At 53.9% G+C, this 19,133-nt stretch carries 17 protein-coding genes; 6 read left to right on the top strand and 11 right to left on the bottom strand.

Translation table 11 applies throughout. The features are described from left to right. Positions 1-174: 174 nt before the first annotated feature. From ACN0R1_RS14350 to purU, 9 genes are read right to left on the bottom strand one after another with little or no spacing between them, the layout of a single operon-like run. Positions 175-1,500, bottom strand: coding sequence for an FMN-binding glutamate synthase family protein (locus ACN0R1_RS14350; RefSeq protein WP_417584026.1), 1,326 nt, complete (start codon positions 1,498-1,500; stop codon positions 175-177). A gap of 10 nt (positions 1,501-1,510) precedes the next feature. Continuing rightward, positions 1,511-2,194: a protein glxC gene (locus ACN0R1_RS14355; RefSeq protein WP_417584028.1), complete on the bottom strand. Its 684-nt coding sequence runs from the start codon at positions 2,192-2,194 to the stop codon at positions 1,511-1,513. An 11-nt stretch (positions 2,195-2,205) separates the two neighbouring features. Beyond that, complete coding sequence (locus ACN0R1_RS14360; protein WP_151057111.1) at positions 2,206-3,111, bottom strand: class II glutamine amidotransferase; 906 nt, start codon at positions 3,109-3,111, stop codon at positions 2,206-2,208. A gap of 24 nt (positions 3,112-3,135) precedes the next feature. Then, on the bottom strand, positions 3,136-4,470 hold the full coding sequence (gene glnT, locus ACN0R1_RS14365) for a type III glutamate--ammonia ligase (protein WP_417584030.1): 1,335 nt from the start codon (positions 4,468-4,470) through the stop codon (positions 3,136-3,138). Continuing rightward, positions 4,470-4,958, bottom strand: a complete 489-nt coding sequence (locus ACN0R1_RS14370; protein WP_417584032.1) for a hypothetical protein — start codon at positions 4,956-4,958, stop codon at positions 4,470-4,472. The genes glnT and ACN0R1_RS14370 overlap by 1 nt, the downstream gene beginning before the upstream one ends. Beyond that, positions 4,958-7,867: a 2Fe-2S iron-sulfur cluster-binding protein gene (locus ACN0R1_RS14375; protein WP_417584034.1), complete on the bottom strand. Its 2,910-nt coding sequence runs from the start codon at positions 7,865-7,867 to the stop codon at positions 4,958-4,960. The genes ACN0R1_RS14370 and ACN0R1_RS14375 overlap by 1 nt, the downstream gene beginning before the upstream one ends. Continuing rightward, positions 7,851-8,117: a sarcosine oxidase subunit delta gene (locus ACN0R1_RS14380; RefSeq protein ID WP_151057119.1), complete on the bottom strand. Its 267-nt coding sequence runs from the start codon at positions 8,115-8,117 to the stop codon at positions 7,851-7,853. Before ACN0R1_RS14380 ends, ACN0R1_RS14375 begins: the two co-directional genes overlap by 17 nt. 10 nt (positions 8,118-8,127) lie before the next feature. Continuing rightward, on the bottom strand, positions 8,128-9,369 hold the full coding sequence (locus tag ACN0R1_RS14385; RefSeq protein ID WP_151057121.1) for an FAD-dependent oxidoreductase: 1,242 nt from the start codon (positions 9,367-9,369) through the stop codon (positions 8,128-8,130). Between the two features lie 9 nt (positions 9,370-9,378). Beyond that, on the bottom strand, positions 9,379-10,233 hold the full coding sequence (purU, locus tag ACN0R1_RS14390) for a formyltetrahydrofolate deformylase (protein ID WP_151057123.1): 855 nt from the start codon (positions 10,231-10,233) through the stop codon (positions 9,379-9,381). Positions 10,234-10,490: 257 nt separating this feature from the next. Here purU and ACN0R1_RS14395 point away from each other — a divergent pair, with 257 nt between their 5' ends. Both ACN0R1_RS14395 and ubiT read left to right on the top strand, forming a co-directional pair. Beyond that, a complete protein-coding gene (locus ACN0R1_RS14395) occupies positions 10,491-11,087 on the top strand; it encodes a helix-turn-helix domain-containing protein (protein ID WP_151057125.1) in 597 nt (198 codons plus the stop codon). 92 nt (positions 11,088-11,179) lie between these two features. Next, on the top strand, positions 11,180-11,677 hold the full coding sequence (gene ubiT / locus ACN0R1_RS14400) for a ubiquinone anaerobic biosynthesis accessory factor UbiT (protein ID WP_417584036.1): 498 nt from the start codon (positions 11,180-11,182) through the stop codon (positions 11,675-11,677). A gap of 3 nt (positions 11,678-11,680) precedes the next feature. Here ubiT and glpD read toward each other — a convergent pair whose 3' ends face one another. Both glpD and ACN0R1_RS14410 read right to left on the bottom strand, forming a co-directional pair. Continuing rightward, on the bottom strand, positions 11,681-13,210 hold the full coding sequence (gene glpD / locus ACN0R1_RS14405; protein WP_417584039.1) for a glycerol-3-phosphate dehydrogenase: 1,530 nt from the start codon (positions 13,208-13,210) through the stop codon (positions 11,681-11,683). A gap of 202 nt (positions 13,211-13,412) precedes the next feature. After that, the gene (locus tag ACN0R1_RS14410; RefSeq protein ID WP_417584041.1) at positions 13,413-14,171 is read right to left on the bottom strand and encodes a DeoR/GlpR family transcriptional regulator; all 759 of its coding nucleotides are present in this window, start codon (positions 14,169-14,171) and stop codon (positions 13,413-13,415) included. A 205-nt stretch (positions 14,172-14,376) separates the two neighbouring features. Between ACN0R1_RS14410 and glpK the strand changes: the two genes are divergently transcribed. From glpK to ACN0R1_RS14430, 4 genes are all read left to right on the top strand, one after another. Continuing rightward, the gene (glpK, locus tag ACN0R1_RS14415; RefSeq protein ID WP_417584043.1) at positions 14,377-15,873 is read left to right on the top strand and encodes a glycerol kinase GlpK; all 1,497 of its coding nucleotides are present in this window, start codon (positions 14,377-14,379) and stop codon (positions 15,871-15,873) included. A 185-nt stretch (positions 15,874-16,058) separates the two neighbouring features. After that, positions 16,059-17,147, top strand: a complete 1,089-nt coding sequence (locus tag ACN0R1_RS14420; protein WP_417584045.1) for an ABC transporter ATP-binding protein — start codon at positions 16,059-16,061, stop codon at positions 17,145-17,147. 1 nt (position 17,148) lies between these two features. Further along, entirely contained in the window at positions 17,149-18,252 is a 1,104-nt protein-coding gene (locus ACN0R1_RS14425) for an ABC transporter ATP-binding protein (protein ID WP_417584047.1), read from the top strand. Beyond that, complete coding sequence (locus ACN0R1_RS14430) at positions 18,245-19,123, top strand: carbohydrate ABC transporter permease (RefSeq protein ID WP_417584049.1); 879 nt, start codon at positions 18,245-18,247, stop codon at positions 19,121-19,123. The genes ACN0R1_RS14425 and ACN0R1_RS14430 overlap by 8 nt, the downstream gene beginning before the upstream one ends. The last annotated feature ends 10 nt before the right edge of the window (positions 19,124-19,133 follow it).

Raw genomic sequence — 19,133 nt, forward strand, 5'->3', positions numbered from 1 at the left:
CAGATGCCGGTTTGCTTTCTCTACAGATTAAGCATGGCACATTGTTAGGGGGGCGGGTCCATCTTATTTCCTACAATCGGAGGCTAGCCTCGTGTGTACTACACCAAAGAAAAAACCGGCCCAATCGCCGGTTTTGACAGATAGACTCTACAGCTCTACTGCTGACTAAGTGCTTTAGTATCCCTGACCGGGTATCCACTGCGTACCGGCCAAAGGCACGCGCGCCATCGCTGCGGCTTCAACGGTCAGCGCGACCAGATCTTCCGGCTCCAGATTGCGCAGGTCATTCTTGCCACAGGCGCGTGCCAGGGTTTGTGCTTCCAGTGTCAGTACCCGCAAGTAGTTGGCCAGACGTCGCCCGCCCTCTTCCGGGTCCAGCCGTCCCATCAGATCCGGGTCCTGGGTGGAAATACCGGCGGGGTCCTTACCTTCATGGTAATCATCGTAATAGCCGGCGGCGGAACCGATTTTCTCGTACTCAGCCTGCCATTTGGGGTGGTTACAACCCAGCGCGACCAGTGCGGCCGTGCCAATAGCTACGGCATCGGCACCCAGGGCCATGCACTTGGCCACATCGGCCCCATTGCGGATGCCGCCGGAGACAATCAACTGCACCTTACGGTGCATACCCATCTCCTGCAGGGCCTGTACCGCCTGGGGAATCGCCGCCATGGTGGGAATACCGACATGTTCGATGAACACATCCTGGGTGGCTGCCGTGCCGCCTTGCATCCCGTCCAGTACAATCACATCGGCACCGGCTTTAACCGCCAGCTTGACGTCATAATAGGTACGCGTCGCACCGATCTTGATATAGATAGGCACCTGCCAGTCGGTGATTTCACGCAGTTCCTGGATCTTGATTGCCAGGTCATCCGGGCCGGTCCAGTCAGGGTGACGACAGGCCGAACGCTGATCCACGCCTTTGGGCAGGGTGCGCATCATCGCCACACGGTCGGTGATTTTCTGTCCCAGCAGCATACCGCCACCACCGGGTTTGGCGCCCTGCCCCAGCACCACCTCGATGGCATCGGCTTTGCGCAGATCATCCGGGTTCATGCCGTAACGCGATGGCAGGTACTGATACACCAGCTTACTCGACTGGCCACGTTCTTCCGGGGTCATGCCGCCATCACCGGTAGTGGTAGAGGTACCGACGGCCGATGCACCACGACCCAACGCCTCTTTGGCATTAGCCGACAAGGCACCAAAGCTCATACCGGCAATGGTGACGGGGGTTTCGATTACGATAGGTTTTTTGGCAAAACGGTCACCCAGTACCACCTGGGTATTGCACTTTTCCCGGTAGCCTTCGAGCGGATAACGCGACATGCTGGCTCCTAAAAACAGCAGGTCATCAAAGTGGGGCACACGGCGCTTGGCGCCAAAGCCACGGATATCATAGATACCGGTATCGGCGGCACGCTGAATTTCAGCGATGGTATGACGATCAAAGGTGGCTGACTCACGCAGACCCGGTTTTACATTTATGTCACTCATGATGCTATCCTCAGTAAGCGGCCGCATTATCGACTTTGAAGTTGTAGAGATTACGGGCGGAGCCGTAGCGCTTAAAGCTGGCAGGGTCTTCATCGACACCGGCGCGGTTTAGCAGCGCACCCAACTCCTGCAGATGTTCATCACGCATCTCTTTTTCGATGCAATCCGCACCCAGCGACTTAACCTGTCCTTTGACATAGATATGCACCTCGTACAAAGAATCGCCAAGGGCATCGCCAGCATCACCACAAACCACCAGGTTACCGGCCTGGCCCATAAAGCAGCTCATATGACCGACACTGCCCTTGACCACGATATCAATGCCTTTCATGGAGATGCCACAGCGTGCCGCGGCATTGCCTTCAATCACCAGCAGCCCGCCATGTCCGGTAGCACCGGCTGACTGGGAGGCATCGCCCTTGACTCTGACACTGCCGGACATCATGTTTTCTGCAACGCCTTGACCGACATTGCCATGCACCACCACGTGGGCTTTTTTATTCATACCGGCACAGTAATATCCGGCATGACCGACGATATCGATGGACAGATTCTGGTCGAGGCCACAGGCGAGGTTGTGCTTGCCTGCCGGATGGGTCACCTGCCATTCGCGCTCGGTACATTCCTGCGCCTGATCATGCAGCGCCTGGTTAAGTTCACGCACACTACTCTGATCTAAATCTATTGTTTTCATACTCTTGCTCCTCACTGACCTTGGCGTTCCCAGGCATAAACGGTGGCGGGATCGGGTTCCCAGACATGGGCCTTTTCGATACCCGGTAAGCTGGTCAGCGCCTGATATTCAGATGCCATGGCGACATAATCTTCGGTTTCGGCCAATACCGCCGGTTTGCAGGCGATAGGGTCGCGAATCACAGCAAAGCCATTACGCGTACCTACGGTAAAAGTGAAAAAGCCATCCAGATCTTTTAGCGCGCTTTCCAGCGCCTGTTTCAGGCTGTCACCCTGACGTAAACGCCAGGTCAGATAGCCTGCCGCCACTTCAGAATCATTTTCAGTTTCAAAACTGATCCCTTCCCGACGCAGCGATTCACGCAGGCGGTTGTGGTTGGACAGCGAGCCGTTATGCACCAGACACAGGTCCATACCGGTTGAGAAAGGATGGCTACCCTCCATGGTGACGGCTGATTCGGTTGCCATGCGGGTGTGGCCGATAATATGGCTACCCTGCATACCTGAGAGTGAAAAGCGGCTGGCAATATCAACCGGCAGTCCGACTTCTTTGAGAATTTCGATCGACCTGCCAACACTCAGTATCAGAACCTCCGGCGCATGCTGGGCAAACCAGTCACGGGCAGCGAACTCTTCAGCTTCCAGCTTAAAGACCGCCACGTTGGCATTCTGAAACCACTCCAGACTGGCACTCAACTGGGTTTTGGCCAGTTCAGCCAGGACTTCCCAGTCAAAATCCGCATCCGGATGGCGTAGCGTCAGCTTGATATAGCCTTCGGCCACTTCATCACCATAAATCGCAAAACCCGCACTGTCTGGTCCACGATCTGTCATGGCGATCAACATGGGTTCGAACAGCTCACCCAGGCGCGCTTCCAGCGCCGGATTTTTTAAATAGAGCCCTACAATTCCACACATAACGTTATCCTCAACAAAACCAGATCAGAAAAATTCAGCGTACTGTTTCAGTTCCCAGTCGGAGACATGACGGCTGTACTCCACCCACTCCATACGCTTGATATTGATAAATTCCTGTACAAAGTCAGCACCCAACGCCTCACTGAACATGGGGTTGGCTTCCAGCGCATTGATGGCTTCATCCAGATTCTGCGGCAGGATGCCGATACCCTTTTCCAGGCACTGCTGACGATCCAGTTCGTACAGATTGATATTGTGCGGCTCGCCAGGATCCAGCTCGCGCTCGATACCATCCAGTCCGGCGGCGATCAGTGCGGCATGCACCAGATAGGGATTACAACCGGAATCCGGTAGACGGAACTCCAGGCGGCCATAGGGCACGCGCACCATGGCGGAGCGGTTGTTGTCGCCATAACAGATATACGCCGGTGCCCAGGTGGAGCCAGACAAGGAACGTCCGACCACTAAGCGCTTATAGGAATTGACCGTGGGCGCCGCAAAGGCACACAGGGCCGGAGCATGATGCAGCAGGCCCGCGGTAAAGTGATAGGCCATCTTCGACAAACCCATTCCCAGCGGATCACTGTCATCATTGAACAGGTTACGACCGCTTTCATCACAGATCGACAGATGGAAGTGCATGCCGTTACCGGTACGACTGGAATCAGGCTTGGGCATAAAGGAGCAGACCATGCCCAGTTTGTTGGCGATTTCACCGGCGGCCATACGCACAAAGGTAAAGCGGTCCGCCGAGGTCAGGGCATCACTGTAGGTGTAATTGATCTCAAACTGACCGTTGGCATCTTCGTGATCGATCTGATAGACATCAAAATCCACCGCTTGCAGCGATTCAACCAGTTGTTCCAGAAATTCACGTGAGCGGGACAGGCCTTTATAGTCATAACAGGGTTTGTCCAGCACATCACTCTCATCAACCGGTATCAGTTTGCCATCAGCTGTTTTACGGAACAGCGAGAATTCCGGCTCCAGTCCGCTGTTCAGGGTCCAGCCGCGTTGCGTCAGTCGCTCCAGCTGTTGCTTGAGCAGTACCCGGCTGCAATAGGCATGCGGTTGATTATTCACATAACCATCACAGGCAAGGCGGGCATACCCTGGCTGCCAAGGCACAGCACTGAGAGTATTCAGATCACCGCGTGCCATAAAATCCGGGCCGTGGGGCTCCATCCCCATACCCCAGACCGCAAAACCGGCGAACCCAGCCCCCTTATTGACCACATCCATCAGGGTATGCACTGGCACGGATTTGGTCTTGGCCACGCCGTGAATATCGACGAACTGGGCCAGTACGTATTTAATCTGTTTCTCTGTGATAAAGCTCTGAACATCTGTGGGCAACATTATGCACCTCCTGGGTATTCTGAAGTCAGACCGACATCGGCGATGACGGCATCCAAGTTGTCTTGCAGGTATTGAGAAAATCCGGGATCACAACCGATCAGCAGTCGGGTCTCAGGTTCGGCGCTGAGGTACAGCCAGCAGTTCACCCCGGCGACCGCCAGCATCTGCCATTCACCTGGCTGCAACTGACGAAAATCGAACTGGCAAACTTGCGCCATCACCGCCATCCAGGCCGTACCACTGAGTTGAAAAATGCTGTCATGACGGCGAAAGCACCAGTCAGCCACCGGCTGACGAGCCTCAGGCGTCACAAAGGCCATAAACTCATCACGTCCGGTTTTAGCCACCAGATTGCCGTTGTGCATAACGGCTTCAAACGGCTGTTCAGGCACAGGGAGTTCGGCGTGTTGCAGCGCTGCGCTACTCTCAGGGCCGGTAAGTATCCACACCTGCCAAGCGTCCAGCGGAGTTAGTTTCAAGGCACTCATCAGGCAACCTCCTCGATATCAACACGCTGACGCGCCCCTTGCGGGTCATAAAAGGGCAGATCACAGAGGTCAGCAGACACCAGCATCCCCTGATCCGTACGAATTTCGATCGTTTTCACCTGGTCTGCCAGCGGCAGATCCAACATCGTCAGTCCGATCACGCAACCCAGTGACGGACTAAGCGCCACACTGGTCACCCGACCGACCATTTCGCCCTCTTCTATGATCAGATGGCACTCTTTAACCAGGTTATTCGGGGCTCCTTCAGCCAGACGGAAACCCACCAGACGGCGTTTACAACGCTCTTTCAGCAATGCCAGTGACGGTTTTCCGGTAAACCAGAGTTTCGATTTCAGCGGTACCGCCCAGCTCATCGCGGCTTCGAAAGGATTGGTCAAACCATCGGTATCCTGACCGACAATAATGTGGCCTTTTTCCAGTCGCAAAATACGCTGGGCCTCAACACCAAACGGGCGAATACCGACGGCTGAACCGGCTTGCATCAATGCTTGCCATACCGCTATAGCGGCGTTTTGCGGCAGATGGATCTCGTAACCCAGCTCACCCACAAAGCCCACGCGGATCAGGCGCACGGGATAGCCACACAACTGGCCTTCACGCATGCCCAGATAGGGAAACGCAGCGTCATCCAGATCGATATCTGTCAGTGCTGACAAGATGCGTCGGCTATGCGGACCGGCCAGATTCATCGCCGCCAGTGAACCGGTACGGTTAACCAGCCGCACATTCAGGCCACAGAACTGAATCTGTTTGGACAGGATCTTAAAGGTGGCATCGGCATGGCTGGTGGTCGCAGTGACATAGAAACGATCATCGCTGACTCGCGCGACGATACCGTCATCGATAATGACACCCGAATCATCCACCATCAGCCCATAGCGGGTCATACCGATGGCCAGGCTGGACATCTTCATGGTGTACACCAGATCCAGCAGGCGCTCAGCATCCGGCCCCATGACCTCGATTTTTCCCAGGGTAGAGACATCGATCAGTCCCAGACCCTGACGGACTGCCAGCACTTCATTGCGGATGCAGACTTCACGCTCGGCAACCGAACCATAGTATTCCGGACGCAACCAGACACCGGCCTCCATGAACTGTGCCCCCAACAACAGATGCAGCGGCTGCAAGGCAGTCAGGCGTTCCGGACGAAAGCGTCGTCCAGCCAGTGCGGAGACAGGGACCGGATGAAAGAAGGGGCGTGCTGTGGTGGAACCGGCGGCATCGATGCCGATGCTATGGTGCCGCGCCAGCACACGGATAGCATTCATATTGGCGTGCTTACCCTGACTCGGCCCCATACCCACAGTTGAAAAGCGTTTGAGCAATTCGATATTGTCAAAGCCTTCCGTCATAGCGTTACTGAGGTCCTTGAGCTGCAGATCCTCATCAAGATCGATAAAGTTCTTGCCCTTAGGGTGCTCAATAATGGGCCAGGGATGGCTGTGCGGCTGACTGTCACGAAACGCCGCCAGATCACGCGGCTGCGGCTGACCGGCTAACCAGGCCACGGCCTCTGCTGCTGCAGCCTGGGCATCGGCAAGGCGCTGCGCCAGAGTATAAGCACCGTTTAGGCGGCCACAAACGAAGATGCCTTCAGGCAACTGTGCAGGCAATAGCTGTTCAAGACCTGAGTCATACGCCAGCTTGCCACCAGCCTGATAGATCAGTTGTGCGGCCGGTGCCCAACCCACGCTCATTAACAACAGGTCGCAGTCGAACTGCTCCAGTCGGCTCAGATCACTCTGCCCTTCTGATACAGGTGCCAGCTTGACGCCCGTCAGCGTCTGTCGACCCAGCGCTTCGTACACCCCATGCTGCTGTAGCACCTTGATCCCTTTAGCCACCACCTGCCTGGCCGTATCACCGCGCAGGTTCAGATCACCCAGATCAGCGATCGCAACCACGTCCACACCCGCATCCAACAGATCCAGTACCGCCCGGTAGCCTTCATCATTGGCACAGAGCACCACGGCACGCTGGCCCGGTTTTATCGCATAACGACTGATCAGGCGCTGGGCAGCGGAGGCCATCATCACCCCAGGCAGGTCATTGTTACGAAACACTGCGGGCTGCTCCATCACACCACCGGCATGAATGACCGCACGGCTGCGTAACTTGATGATGCCCTGGGGTGTCAGTAAGGGCAGGTAATGATCGGTATACCAGCCACAGGCCAGGGTAGCGGTGAGCACGCGAATATTGGGGTGTTGGCTGACACTGTTTTTCAGCCGTTGACGCTCGGGGGCAACACTGGAGTCATTCGCCAGTTGGTAATCCAGGCTACCGCCAATATGCGGATTTTCATCCACCAACACCACATCCAGCCCGGCATCAGCGGCACTCAAGGCCGACTGCATTCCCGAAGCACCGGCACCTATCACCAGCAGATCAGCAAAAGCATAGGACTTGGCCTGACGCTCAACCTGCCAGCTGGTATCCACCTGCCCTAAACCGGCTTTTTTACGGATCAGATTTTCCCATAAAGGAAACAACCGCCGCGGTTGATAAAACGCCTTGTAATAAAAACCTACCGGCATAAAGCGTGACAACCAGCCAATGCGGCTGTCACTGTCATTCTCCAGGGTGCCGTTGACATTACAGGGGCTGAGCGCCAGCCCCTCAGTGACCTGGGTCACGTCTCCACGAATATTGGGGCGTTCTGATGACTGAAACAGCGCATTGACGTCGTGATCAGCCAGGGTCAGCACACCGCGTGGACGATGGTATTTAAAGCTGCGCCCCAGCACACGGCGACCATCCGCCAATAGTGCCGAGCTGATGCAATCCCCCTGATAGGCTTTGTAAGGCTTGCCTTCCAGGGTAAATTGCAGCGTTTCGGACCGGTCAATCCACTCCAGCGGCTGGGGTTCAAGACGGTAGTTCATACTGCACCTCAGATATATCAACGTGGCCGGTAATCCGGTCGGTCAGGGTGTCCCGCAACAGCACATACCAGCGCCCACTAGGGCGGTGATACCACCACTCTTTCAGCACGCCAGGGGCGCCATTACGATTAAAGACATAGTCACTCCAGGTAGACTCATCAGCGTCTGTTGGCGGAACACGCACCTCGCCCATATAGTCAAATTCACTGATCGGGCGTGAGCCGATGACCGGGCAATCGAGTAATTTCAATGTCGTCTCCTCAGTGTCCGACCGATGCCGCACCCTTCTCGCCGACCAGATCAAAGTCAGCGAAGCGGGATAAACGGAAAGGTTCGATAAGTTCATGGTTGCGATCATTGGCCAGGGTCCAGGCCAGGGTTTTGCCACTGACCGGTGTCGCCTTGAAGCCCCAGGTGCCCCAACCCGCATCCAGGTAGAAGCCGTCCAGTGGGGTTTTGCCCATAATCGGCGCAAAGTCCGGGGTGATGTCACTCATCCCGGCCCACTGGCGCATCATTTTCAGGCGACTGACAAACGGAAACAGATCCAGCATCTTGTCAGACAGACCCTCAGTGAAATCAAAACTTGAGCGGGTGGAATGCAATACAGACGGGTCGACCGACGCCCCCATCACCAGCTCACCACGGGAAGACTGGCTGACATAGACATGTAAGCTGCCGGATACCACGATGGTGTTCATAAACGGCTTCACCGGTTCGGTCACGCAGGCTTGTAATGGAAAAATCTCTATAGGGGTGCGGATGCCGACCATTTCGGTAATGCGGGGGGTGGATCCAGCCACCATCGACACCACCTGATTACAGCTGATTCGGCCACGGTCAGTGTCCACACCACAGACCTTGTCACCCTGGGTTCTGATACCGGTGACACGGGTTTTCTGATGAATTTCCACTCCGCGGTTATAAGCCCCCCGCGCATAACCCCAGGCTACGGCATCATGACGTGCCACAGCGCCCGGTGCATGATAGAGGGCTCCCATCACCGGGCTGTGACCAGCACAATCCAGATCCATATAGGGCACTTCCGAAGCGATCAGCTGACGATCCACCACTTCACTGGCAATACCCATATGCTTGTTCACCTCAGCGCGCCAGCGCATGGTGCGCAGAGCACTGTCGGTATGCGCCAGGGTGAAATGACCGCGAGTGGAGTAAAAAATATTCAGATCGAAGTCATCAGACAGATCTTCAAACAGCTTTACACTGGTGTCGTAAAACCTGACCCCTTCCGGAGTCAGGTAGTTGGAACGCACGATGGTGGTATTACGACCGGTGTTACCCCCGCCGATATACCCCTGCTCCAGCACCGCCACATTGGTAATGCCATGTTCCTTGGCCAGGTAATAGGCGCACGCCATCCCGTGCCCGCCCCCACCGATAATGACCACATCATAGTGCGGCTTAAGTGGTTTAGTGTCCGGGAAGAAACGCGGCTCGTTATGCGATTTGCTCAAGCCATATTTAAGTAAACGCCAGGGCATAGTGCTCTCCTAGGCAAACACAACGGTTTTATTGCCATACACCAGCACCCGATCTTCCAGGTGATAGCGCAACCCGCGGGCGAGAACGCTTTTTTCCACGTCCTTGCCAATGCGAACCATGTCCGCCGTACTGTTATGATGATTAACGCGGGCGACGTCCTGCTCAATGATCGGTCCGGCATCCAGCTCCGAGGTCACGTAATGGCAGGTGGCACCAATCAGTTTCACACCGCGCTCAGCGGCCTGATGATAAGGACGGGCGCCCACAAACGATGGCAGGAAACTGTGATGAATATTGATAATGCGACCCGGATAGTCTTCACACAGCTGTGGCGGTAGAATTTGCATATAACGCGCCAGCACCACCAGATCAGCATCGACTGCGGCGATCTGTTCGCGTACTGCCTGAAAATGGGGTTCTTTGTTGTTCGGGTCCACCGGCAGATGCAGGTAGGGAATGCCATGCCATTCGACATAACTGCGCAGATCGTCATGATTGGAAATGACACAGGGAATATCAAATGCCAGATCACCACTGCGCCAGCGATAAAGAATGTCAGACAAACAGTGCGCCTGTTTGGATGCCATCAGCACGACTTTTTTGGGGACCGCGGAATCGGTGACATACCAATGCATACCAAAACGTTCTGCAATCGGTGTAAACTCGTGTTTAAAGCCCTCAAGGTCGTAAGGCAAAGAGCTGGCCAGAATTTCGTAGCGCATAAAGAACTGCTGACGCTCGGCATCAGCAAACTGGTGCGCTTCGGTGATCCAGCCACCTTGTCCGGCGATGAAACCACTGACGCTGGACACTATGCCCACTTGATCAGGACAGGAGATAACCACCCGATAGGTTCTTTCCATTGTTGCAATCCTGTTATTTACTTTTAAGAAAATTAGTTTCCTTAAAGTAAAGCAACAAGCTTGCCAGCTTTGCTACCTTGGGCCATTGTTTAGCTTTAAAGGGTGATAAATGCCTGAAAATATTACCTATGATAATTTTTTTATATTTTTAGGAAACTTTTAAGTCCAAAATCGCGTTGAGTTATTAGAGATTTTTAATCACTGACAGCACCCAAATTGGGCATAAACACAACAATTTGCACCAAAGGAAAGCAGATATGCAGGCACCACAAGATCCCAAACTTCGGCTTGAGCAATACATCGGCATGAAAGTAAAACGTAAACGCGTTGAGCAGGGCCTGAAGATTATTGATGTGGCGCGTATCGCCAATTTGAGCCAGGGCATGGTCAGCAAAATTGAGAATGCCCAGGTGTCCACCAGTCTGGATACCCTGAGCCGTCTCTGTGATGCCATAGGACTGACCATCTCCACACTGTTCAGCGACTATGACCGCCCTGAAGGCGGTGCTCAACTGACCCGATCAGGTGAAGGGATGGAGGTCGTGCGCCGGGGTACAGAGAAAGGCCATACCTACCAATTGCTCAGTTATCAGCGCGGTAACAAGAAAAGCTACGAGCCGTTTCTGATCACCATGGATGATGCCGCCGAGGTCTTCCCGACCTTCTCTCATCCTGGTCAGGAGTTTATCTACCTGCTGGAAGGCCAGATTCTCTACCGCCACGGCAACCACCTCTATGAGATGGGACCGGGTGACAGCCTGTCATTTGATGCAGAGATCCCTCACGGCCCTGAAGCGCTCATCGAGGTACCTATCCGGCTACTCTCCATCATTCATTATGATGATACGGAGTAAACTCAGCGAACTAACGCTGGCTTGATTAACATCAACAAGCCTGGGGTTAAAGCCGATTACTATGCTCAAGAACGGCTTATTAAGGAGACTCCATGTTCATTGCGCTTTCGCGTCGTCTGCCGACGCCTGCCCGTATGATTCATCACCTGGACCGCTGGGCACCACTGCGTCTCAAGCGACAGTTGCTGGAGCCTCAGCTTAACCAGTTATTCGGGGACTATATTGCTGCCGGTGAATTTGATCTGCTTGAAGGACGCTTTATCAGTCTGAGGCTACGTGACCTGGATATCAGCATCACCCTGACCCTGGCGAATGATCGCCTGCAACTCAGCCAGAGGCCCGGTGAGGTTGAAATCAGTGGAGATCTACCCACCTTTTTACAACTGGCCCGCCAGGAAGCCGATGCAGACGGCCTGTTCTTTCAACGTAAGCTGCTGCTGGAAGGTGATACCGAACTCGGTTTAGGGGTGCGTAACCTGCTTGACAGCCTTGAATGGTCGATGCAGGACTCGCGTTTAGGGGCGATAGCACTACGCCTTGAAACCTTTCTGCGCCAGAGATTCCCAGGCGCCGCAAGCTCGGCTAGCTAATAGCTAGCCGTACAACCCTGAGCTAGCTTGGGCTTCATCCTGATTGCCATGGGCTGACAGGTAGTTATTCAATTCACGCACAGCGTCTTCGCTGGCATAGAGCCCCTGCTTGGTGCGGCGCCAGAGGATATCCTCTGAGGTCATCGCCCATTCGTGCTGGATAAGGTATTCCACTTCACGTTCATACAGCGTGCCAGCAAAATGATAGCCGAGCTCCTCAACAGATCGTGCATGACCCAGGATATCGTAGGCGTGGGTGCCAAAGGTGCGCACATAGCGCCTGCAGATAGCCTCAGGAAGCCACGGATAATCTTTCGATAGCTGGGTCTCCAGAGCCGCATGGTTTTCGAAGTCACCTCCCGGCAGGATAGCTGTTTTTGTCCAGCGACCACGGGGTTGGTGAAAGAACATGCATAATTTGTCAGTTGCGACTTCAGCAAGCTTACGATAGGTAGTAATTTTGCCGCCAAAAACCGAAATAACCGCGGCCTTGCCCTTTTCCTTGCTGACTTGAAACGAATAGTCTCGGGAGGCTTTCTTGGCATCGCCCTGTTCATCATCCATCAGCGGACGCACGCCGGAATAGGACCATACAACATCAACTTCCGTCAGTTGACGCTTGAAATGTGAGTTAACGATATCGAGCAGATACCTGGTTTCTTCCGCCGAAATTTTCACTTCACTCAGATCGCCCTCATAGTCCACGTCGGTTGTGCCAACCAGTGAGAACTCATCCTCATAAGGGATGACAAACACAATCCGTTCATCTTCGTTCTGCAGGATATAGGCCTCGGCATCCCTGTTCATGCGGGGAACCACAATATGGCTGCCCTTAACCAGGCGAATAGTTTTCGGTGCCTTCATCGACAGACTTTCACTGAACAGACGACTGACCCAAGGCCCAGCCGCATTCACAATCACTTTCGCCGAAACCTGGCGAAGAGTGTCGTCATGCATGTTTTGCAGCGAAATGTTCCATGAATCTGTGCCACGCTCGGCGTGGATACATTTAGTTCTGGTCAGGATAGTAGCGCCGCACTCCTGCGCTTTTTTTGCCGTCAGTACCACTAAACGTGCGTCATCAACCCAGCCATCGGAATATTCAAACCCTTGGGTAATATCTGGCTTGAGCGGATCCTGTTCATCGAACTTGATGGAACCTGATCCAGGCAGAATTTCGCGTTTGGCAAGGTGATCGTAAAGGAACAGCCCCATCCTGATCATCCAGGCAGGACGAAGATGAGGACGGTGAGGCAGACGAAAGCGCATGGGCCACATGATATGGGGGGAGTTCCGTAACAGCGATTCCCTTTCGGCCAAGGCTTCGCGAACCAGGCGAAACTCATAGTGTTCCAAATAACGCAGCCCGCCGTGAATCAGTTTGCTGCTGCTGGAAGATGTGGCTGAGGCGAGGTCGTTCATTTCGCACAACAGCACCTTGAGGCCACGGCCGGCTGCATCCATGGCGATCCCCGTACCATTAATGCCACCGCCTACAACCACAACGTCAAATTGTGAACTCTCTCCAGTCATTTTTTATCATCTCCTGACGCCAGTGAAAAGATGAACACAGCGCACTTTACGTTTTCCATACCAACATTAAACGCTATTATGCGAAAGGAAAATAATTTCGTAAAGGAAAATAAAGAAAAAAAACGAAAATCAAAAGCAAGCAAAAACGAGACCACGCAACAAAATTGCGAGGCGGGATCAGTCAAGTCAGGTATGTGGTGGATCAGACCAGATGCAGCTCTACATTGCTTTCGCGTAGTAGCTTACAGATCTCAACAGGCGGTGTTTTATCGGTAAACACATGATCAGCCTGGGTAATGCGACCAAGACGCACCATGGCATTGCGGCCAAATTTGGAGTGGTCAGCCGCCAGCAGGACCTGCCCTGAATTCTCGATGATTGACTGGGCAACACGCACTTCCCGGTAATCAAAGTCCAACAGCGAACCGTCACTGTGAATACCACTGATACCGATAATGCCGAAGTCCATCTTGAACTGGTTGATGAAGTCCCGGGTGGCTTCACCCACGATGCCACCATCACGACTTCTTACTTCACCGCCAGCGATAATGATGTGGAAATCTTCCTTAGCCGAAAGAATCGAGGCTACATGAAGATTATTGGTCACCACTCGCAGGTTGTTTTTTTCCAGCAGCGCCTTGGCGATGGTCTCGGTGGTAGTGCCGATATTGATGAACATGGAGGAGTTATCGGGGATCATCTCCACCAGTGACGCGGCAATGCGCTCTTTGGCTTCAAGATCCATGATCTTGCGGGCCTGATAAGCCGTGTTGACCGTACTGGAATCAATACCTGCACCGCCATGATGCCGATGCAGTTTTTTCTGGCTGGCCAGTTCGTTCAGATCCCGGCGAATGGTTTGTGGCGTAACTTTGAACTGCTCAACCAGCTGCTCAGTGGTCACGAAACCGCTCTGCTGGATAAGCTCCATGATCAGATCTTGTCGGCGTCGCAATGCCATTCAACTTCCTCCGCATCCCGATTTTTCTGTAACGAACGAAATAACGATCTCAAACTTGCACTTATTCTAGAGTGTTTTATGCTTTTATTCAGCCTTTTTATGGAGTTGTAGCGGCCGCAGCAGTTTTCACCCGCACCAAGGGTTGGCTTTTGTTTTCAAAAAGGTAAAAATACGAAAAAATAAGAACACCCGAGGCCAAACAACCATGACTCAGTTCATTCTTTCGATAGACCAGGGGACCACCAGTTCTCGCGCCATTCTTTTTACCCTGAAGGGCACTATACACGCCAGCAGTCAGCAAGAATTTCCCCAGCATTTTCCGGCCAGCGGTTGGGTAGAACACGACCCTGAAGATATATGGCGCACGGTAAAAGAAGCCTGTGCTGAAGTCATGCAGCGGGGGTGTGGCGACAACGACGAAGTTGTCGCTGTTGGGATTTCCAACCAAAGAGAGACGACCGTACTTTGGGACCGAGCTACCAACGAAGTGGTGTATCCAGCGATTGTCTGGCAGGATCGCCGGACCGCTGACTGGTGTGAAACTCTGAAACAACAGCACCTGGAACCCTTGGTAAGCAGCAAAACCGGACTATTGATAGACCCCTATTTCTCAGCCACAAAAATTCGCTGGGTGCTTGATAATGTACCTGGTGCCAGAGAGCGTGCCGAAAAGGGTGAGCTCGCCTTCGGTACCATCGACAGCTTCCTGTTATGGCGATTGACCGGTGGCAAAGCCCACCGCACTGATGCCACCAACGCCAGTCGCACTATGCTGTTCAATATACACAAGCAGGAATGGGACCAGGAACTACTGGAGCTGTTCGGCATTCCCGATTCGCTGCTGCCCGAAGTTATGGATTCTGCGGCAGACTTTGGCCAGATTGAGGGGCATGGTCGCCTTGACGGCATCTCGGTGTTGGGGATTGCTGGTGACCAGCAAGCGGCCCTGTTTGGACAGACCTGTTTTAAAAACGGCATGGCGAAAAGCACCTATGGAACCGGTTGCTTTCTGATCATGAACACCGGAGACAAGCCGCTGGTCTCGGAACACCGACTACTCACAACCGTGGCCTATCGCCTCAAAGGCAAGCCGACTTATGCCCTGGAGGGCAGTATCTTTATCGCGGGCGCGGCCATTCAGTGGCTCAGGGATGGCCTGCAACTGATCAGCAATGCCAGCGAGACCGAACCACTGGCAGAGGGTACATCCGTAGATCACGGTGTGTATCTGGTGCCAGCATTTACCGGGCTGGGAGCCCCCTATTGGGATCCCAACGCCCGCGGCGCCATTTTCGGTTTGACCCGAGACACGGGGATTAAGGAAATCGTCACGGCGGGCCTGCAATCGGTGTGTTACCAGACCAAGGATCTACAAAAAGCCATGGAGAAGGATGGCCTGAGGCCCATCACCCTGAGGGTTGATGGTGGCATGGTGGCCAACAATTGGGTACTGCAGTTTCTGGCCGACATACTCGGCGCCCCGGTGGATCGGCCTAAAATGGTGGAAACCACTGCGTTGGGTGCAGCTTACCTCGCCGGTCTTCAGGCGGGTGTCTACGAATCCCTCGATACGCTACAGGAGGCCTGGCAGTGTGATCGGCGCTTCGAACCGCAGATGAGCAAGCAAAAACGCGACGAGCTTTATGCTGGCTGGTATGCCGCCGTTGCCAAGTTGCAGAGCGGTCCCCAGAGTGCCAAGTAGCACACTACCTTCCCTTATGGGTAAAGGCAGAAATTGAGGAGAAAGGGTTCTAGTTAGCGCCCAGCGGGATTCATTATAGAGAAGCCAGTGTTCGATTCAGTAAAAAATTACTTTCGTATCTTTTCGTTTTGACATAGCTCTTGTAGACTAACTTCTAATGATAACAATAAAAGAAAGGAAAAATCATGTCTCTAACGCTGCAGAATATATCGCGCGTTGTGGATGGAGAAACCTGGATATCGGACGTCAGCATGACGCTGGAACCGGGTTCCTTTAATGTCCTCCTTGGCCGGACTCTTGCCGGCAAAACAACGCTGATGCGTATTATGGCAGGGCTGGATAAGCCATCAAGCGGTAAAATCCTGATGAATGGCGTGGATGTGACCGGCATGGCTGTTCAGAAACGAAACATCTCCATGGTGTATCAACAGTTCATCAATTACCCCACCCTGAGTGTGTACGAGAACATCGCCTCGCCACTGAAGCTTGCCAAACAAAGCAAGGAAGAGATCGACCGGCGGGTCCGGGAAACCGCAGAGCTGCTCAAGATTGAAGACCTGCTGAGACGCTTGCCACTCGAACTTTCAGGTGGCCAGCAGCAAAGGGTCGCCATGGCCCGGGCGCTGGTCAAGGATGCCGACCTGGTACTTTTCGATGAACCGCTGGTCAATCTGGATTACAAGTTGCGCGAGGCCTTGCGCAGTGAACTGAAAACCCTGTTTCAGGCACGCAACTGTATCGCCGTCTACGCCACTACCGAGGCCCAGGAAGCGCTGGCGTTGGGTGGTGAAACCGCTGTATTGCACCAAGGCCGACTGCTGCAGAAAGGCTCCACCCCGAAAGTCTACCATCGACCTCAGGATATCGAGACGGCAGAAATCTTCTCTGAACCGCCCATCAATATCGTGCCAGGACGCGTCAGCGAAACGGAAGTGACCTTTGATGAGCGGGTTCATTTTCAGCTCAATGCGGATCTGGATTCCCTCGCACCAGGTCAGTACCAGTTCGGCGTCCGCGCTTCACACATTGGCCTGGTACCTCAGGCTGAGGATGATCTGGAAATTTCAGTCACGGTAGATCTGGCCGAAATCAGTGGATCGGAAACCTTCCTGCACGTGCATAGCGAATCTTTCGACCTGGTTCTGCACCTGCAAGGCATCTATCAGTATCACACCGACGAGCAAATCAAGGTGTACTTCCCTACCCACAAACTCTATGCATTCGCGCCTGATGGTAGGACAGTGCATGTACCCAGTCGGGCGGAGGGTCTCTGACATGGCTGAAATCAGGCTAAAAACACTGGCACATTCATACAGCGCAAAGCCTTCGGGACCGGAGGACTATGCCATCCGCAAGATGGAACATGTCTGGGCCCAAGGCGGCGCTTACGCACTGCTTGGCCCTTCAGGCTGCGGCAAATCCACGCTGTTGAATATCATTTCCGGGCTGGTGACGCCCTCGGAAGGCGATGTGCTATTTGACGGTAAACGGATGAACGAGCTACCGCCGGAGAAACGCAATATCGCTCAGGTTTTTCAGTTCCCGGTGGTCTACGACACCATGACAGTCTACGACAATCTGGCTTTCCCACTGCGCAATCAGGGCGGTTTCTCGGAACAGCAAATCAGCGAAAAAGTGCATGAAGTCGCTGAAGTTCTTGAGCTCTCCGGTGAGTTGAAACGCAAGGCGAAAAACCTCAGTGCCGACCAGAAGCAAAAAGTGTCCATGGGACGCGGCCTGGTACGTGAAGATGTCACCGCCATTCTGTTTGATGAGCCACTGACCGTTATCGATCCACAGCTTAAATGGCGTCTGCGCCGCAAGCTCAAGCAGATTCATGAACGCTTCGATATCACCATGGTGTATGTAACCCACGACCAGTTAGAAGCCTCAACCTTTGCTGACAAAATCGCCCTGATGTATGAAGGGCAGATCGTTCAGTTCGGTACCCCGCAGGAGCTGTTCGAGCGGCCAGCACACACCTTTGTCGGTTATTTCATAGGTAGCCCCGGGATGAACTTCTTCGAGCCCCGCTTGACCGACGAGGGACTGATGTTCAACGGTAAGCAGATGCCAGTCAGTGAGCCACTTCTCCAGAAGGTACGTCTCAGCGGCTCGGATAACATCAAGCTGGGTATACGTCCGGAGTACGTCACACTTGCAACCGATGCGGGTGAACAGAGTTATGCCGTATCGGTCACCGGCATCGAAGATCTGGGCACCTATCGGATCGTCGATGTGGCGTTCGGCTCCGTTATCATAAAAGTACGTATTCCCGAAGACCAGCAAATTCCAGGTGACACGGCCAGTATCAGCTTTCCGGAAGCCTGGCTGAAAGTCTACGTCGACGAGCGACTCGTGGAGGCCGATCATGAATAAAATAGAAAATAATAAAGCCTGGTTTTTTGTCATCCCGGTCTTTGTGATCGTGGCCTTTTCGGCCGTGATCCCGTTAATGACAGTGGTCAACTATTCCGTACAGGATATTTTTGGCGCTGATTCAGCCTACTGGACCGGTACCGAGTGGTACAAGGAGATGCTCCGGAATCCAGACCTGCAGGCCGCCCTGCTTAGGCAGTTTGCCTTCTCCTTCGCCATTCTCGCTATTGAGGTTCCGCTGGGCATTGGCATTGCACTGCTGATGCCGAAGAAAGGCTGGGCCGCATCAGCCGCGCTGGTTCTGGTCGCCATGCCGCTGCTGATACCCCTTAATGTTGTCGGCACCATCTGGCAGATCCTTGCTCGTACCGACATCGGACTTCTGGGCTGGTCTTTGAGCAGTATGGGAATGGACTACAACATCAATGCCAACGCCGTGGACGCCTGGTTCACCATCATTCTCATGGATGTCTGGCACTGGACGCCGCTGATTGCACTGCTCAGTTACAGTGGTTTGCGAGCCATCCCGGACGCCTATTACCAAGCCGCCCGTATCGACCGAGCCTCACGCTGGGCGGTATTCCGCTACATCCAACTGCCCAAACTGACCAATGTATTGGTGATCGGTGTACTGCTGCGGTTTATGGATTCGTTCATGATCTACGCCGAACCCTTCGTACTGACTGGTGGCGGGCCCGGCAGCTCCACCACTTTCCTGAGTCAGGCGCTGACCACCATGGCCGTGGGGCAGTTTGACCTGGGGCCTGCCGCGGCTTTCTCCATCATTTATTTCCTGATCATTCTCGCCGTCAGTTGGGTGTTCTACACCGTCATCATGACGCTGCAGAAAGACAAATCAGCCCAACAATAAAAATAAGGGG

Origin of the sequence: Nitrincola sp. (assembly GCF_048264025.1) — a bacterium.
In the GTDB taxonomy this organism is placed as follows: domain Bacteria; phylum Pseudomonadota; class Gammaproteobacteria; order Pseudomonadales; family Balneatricaceae; genus Nitrincola.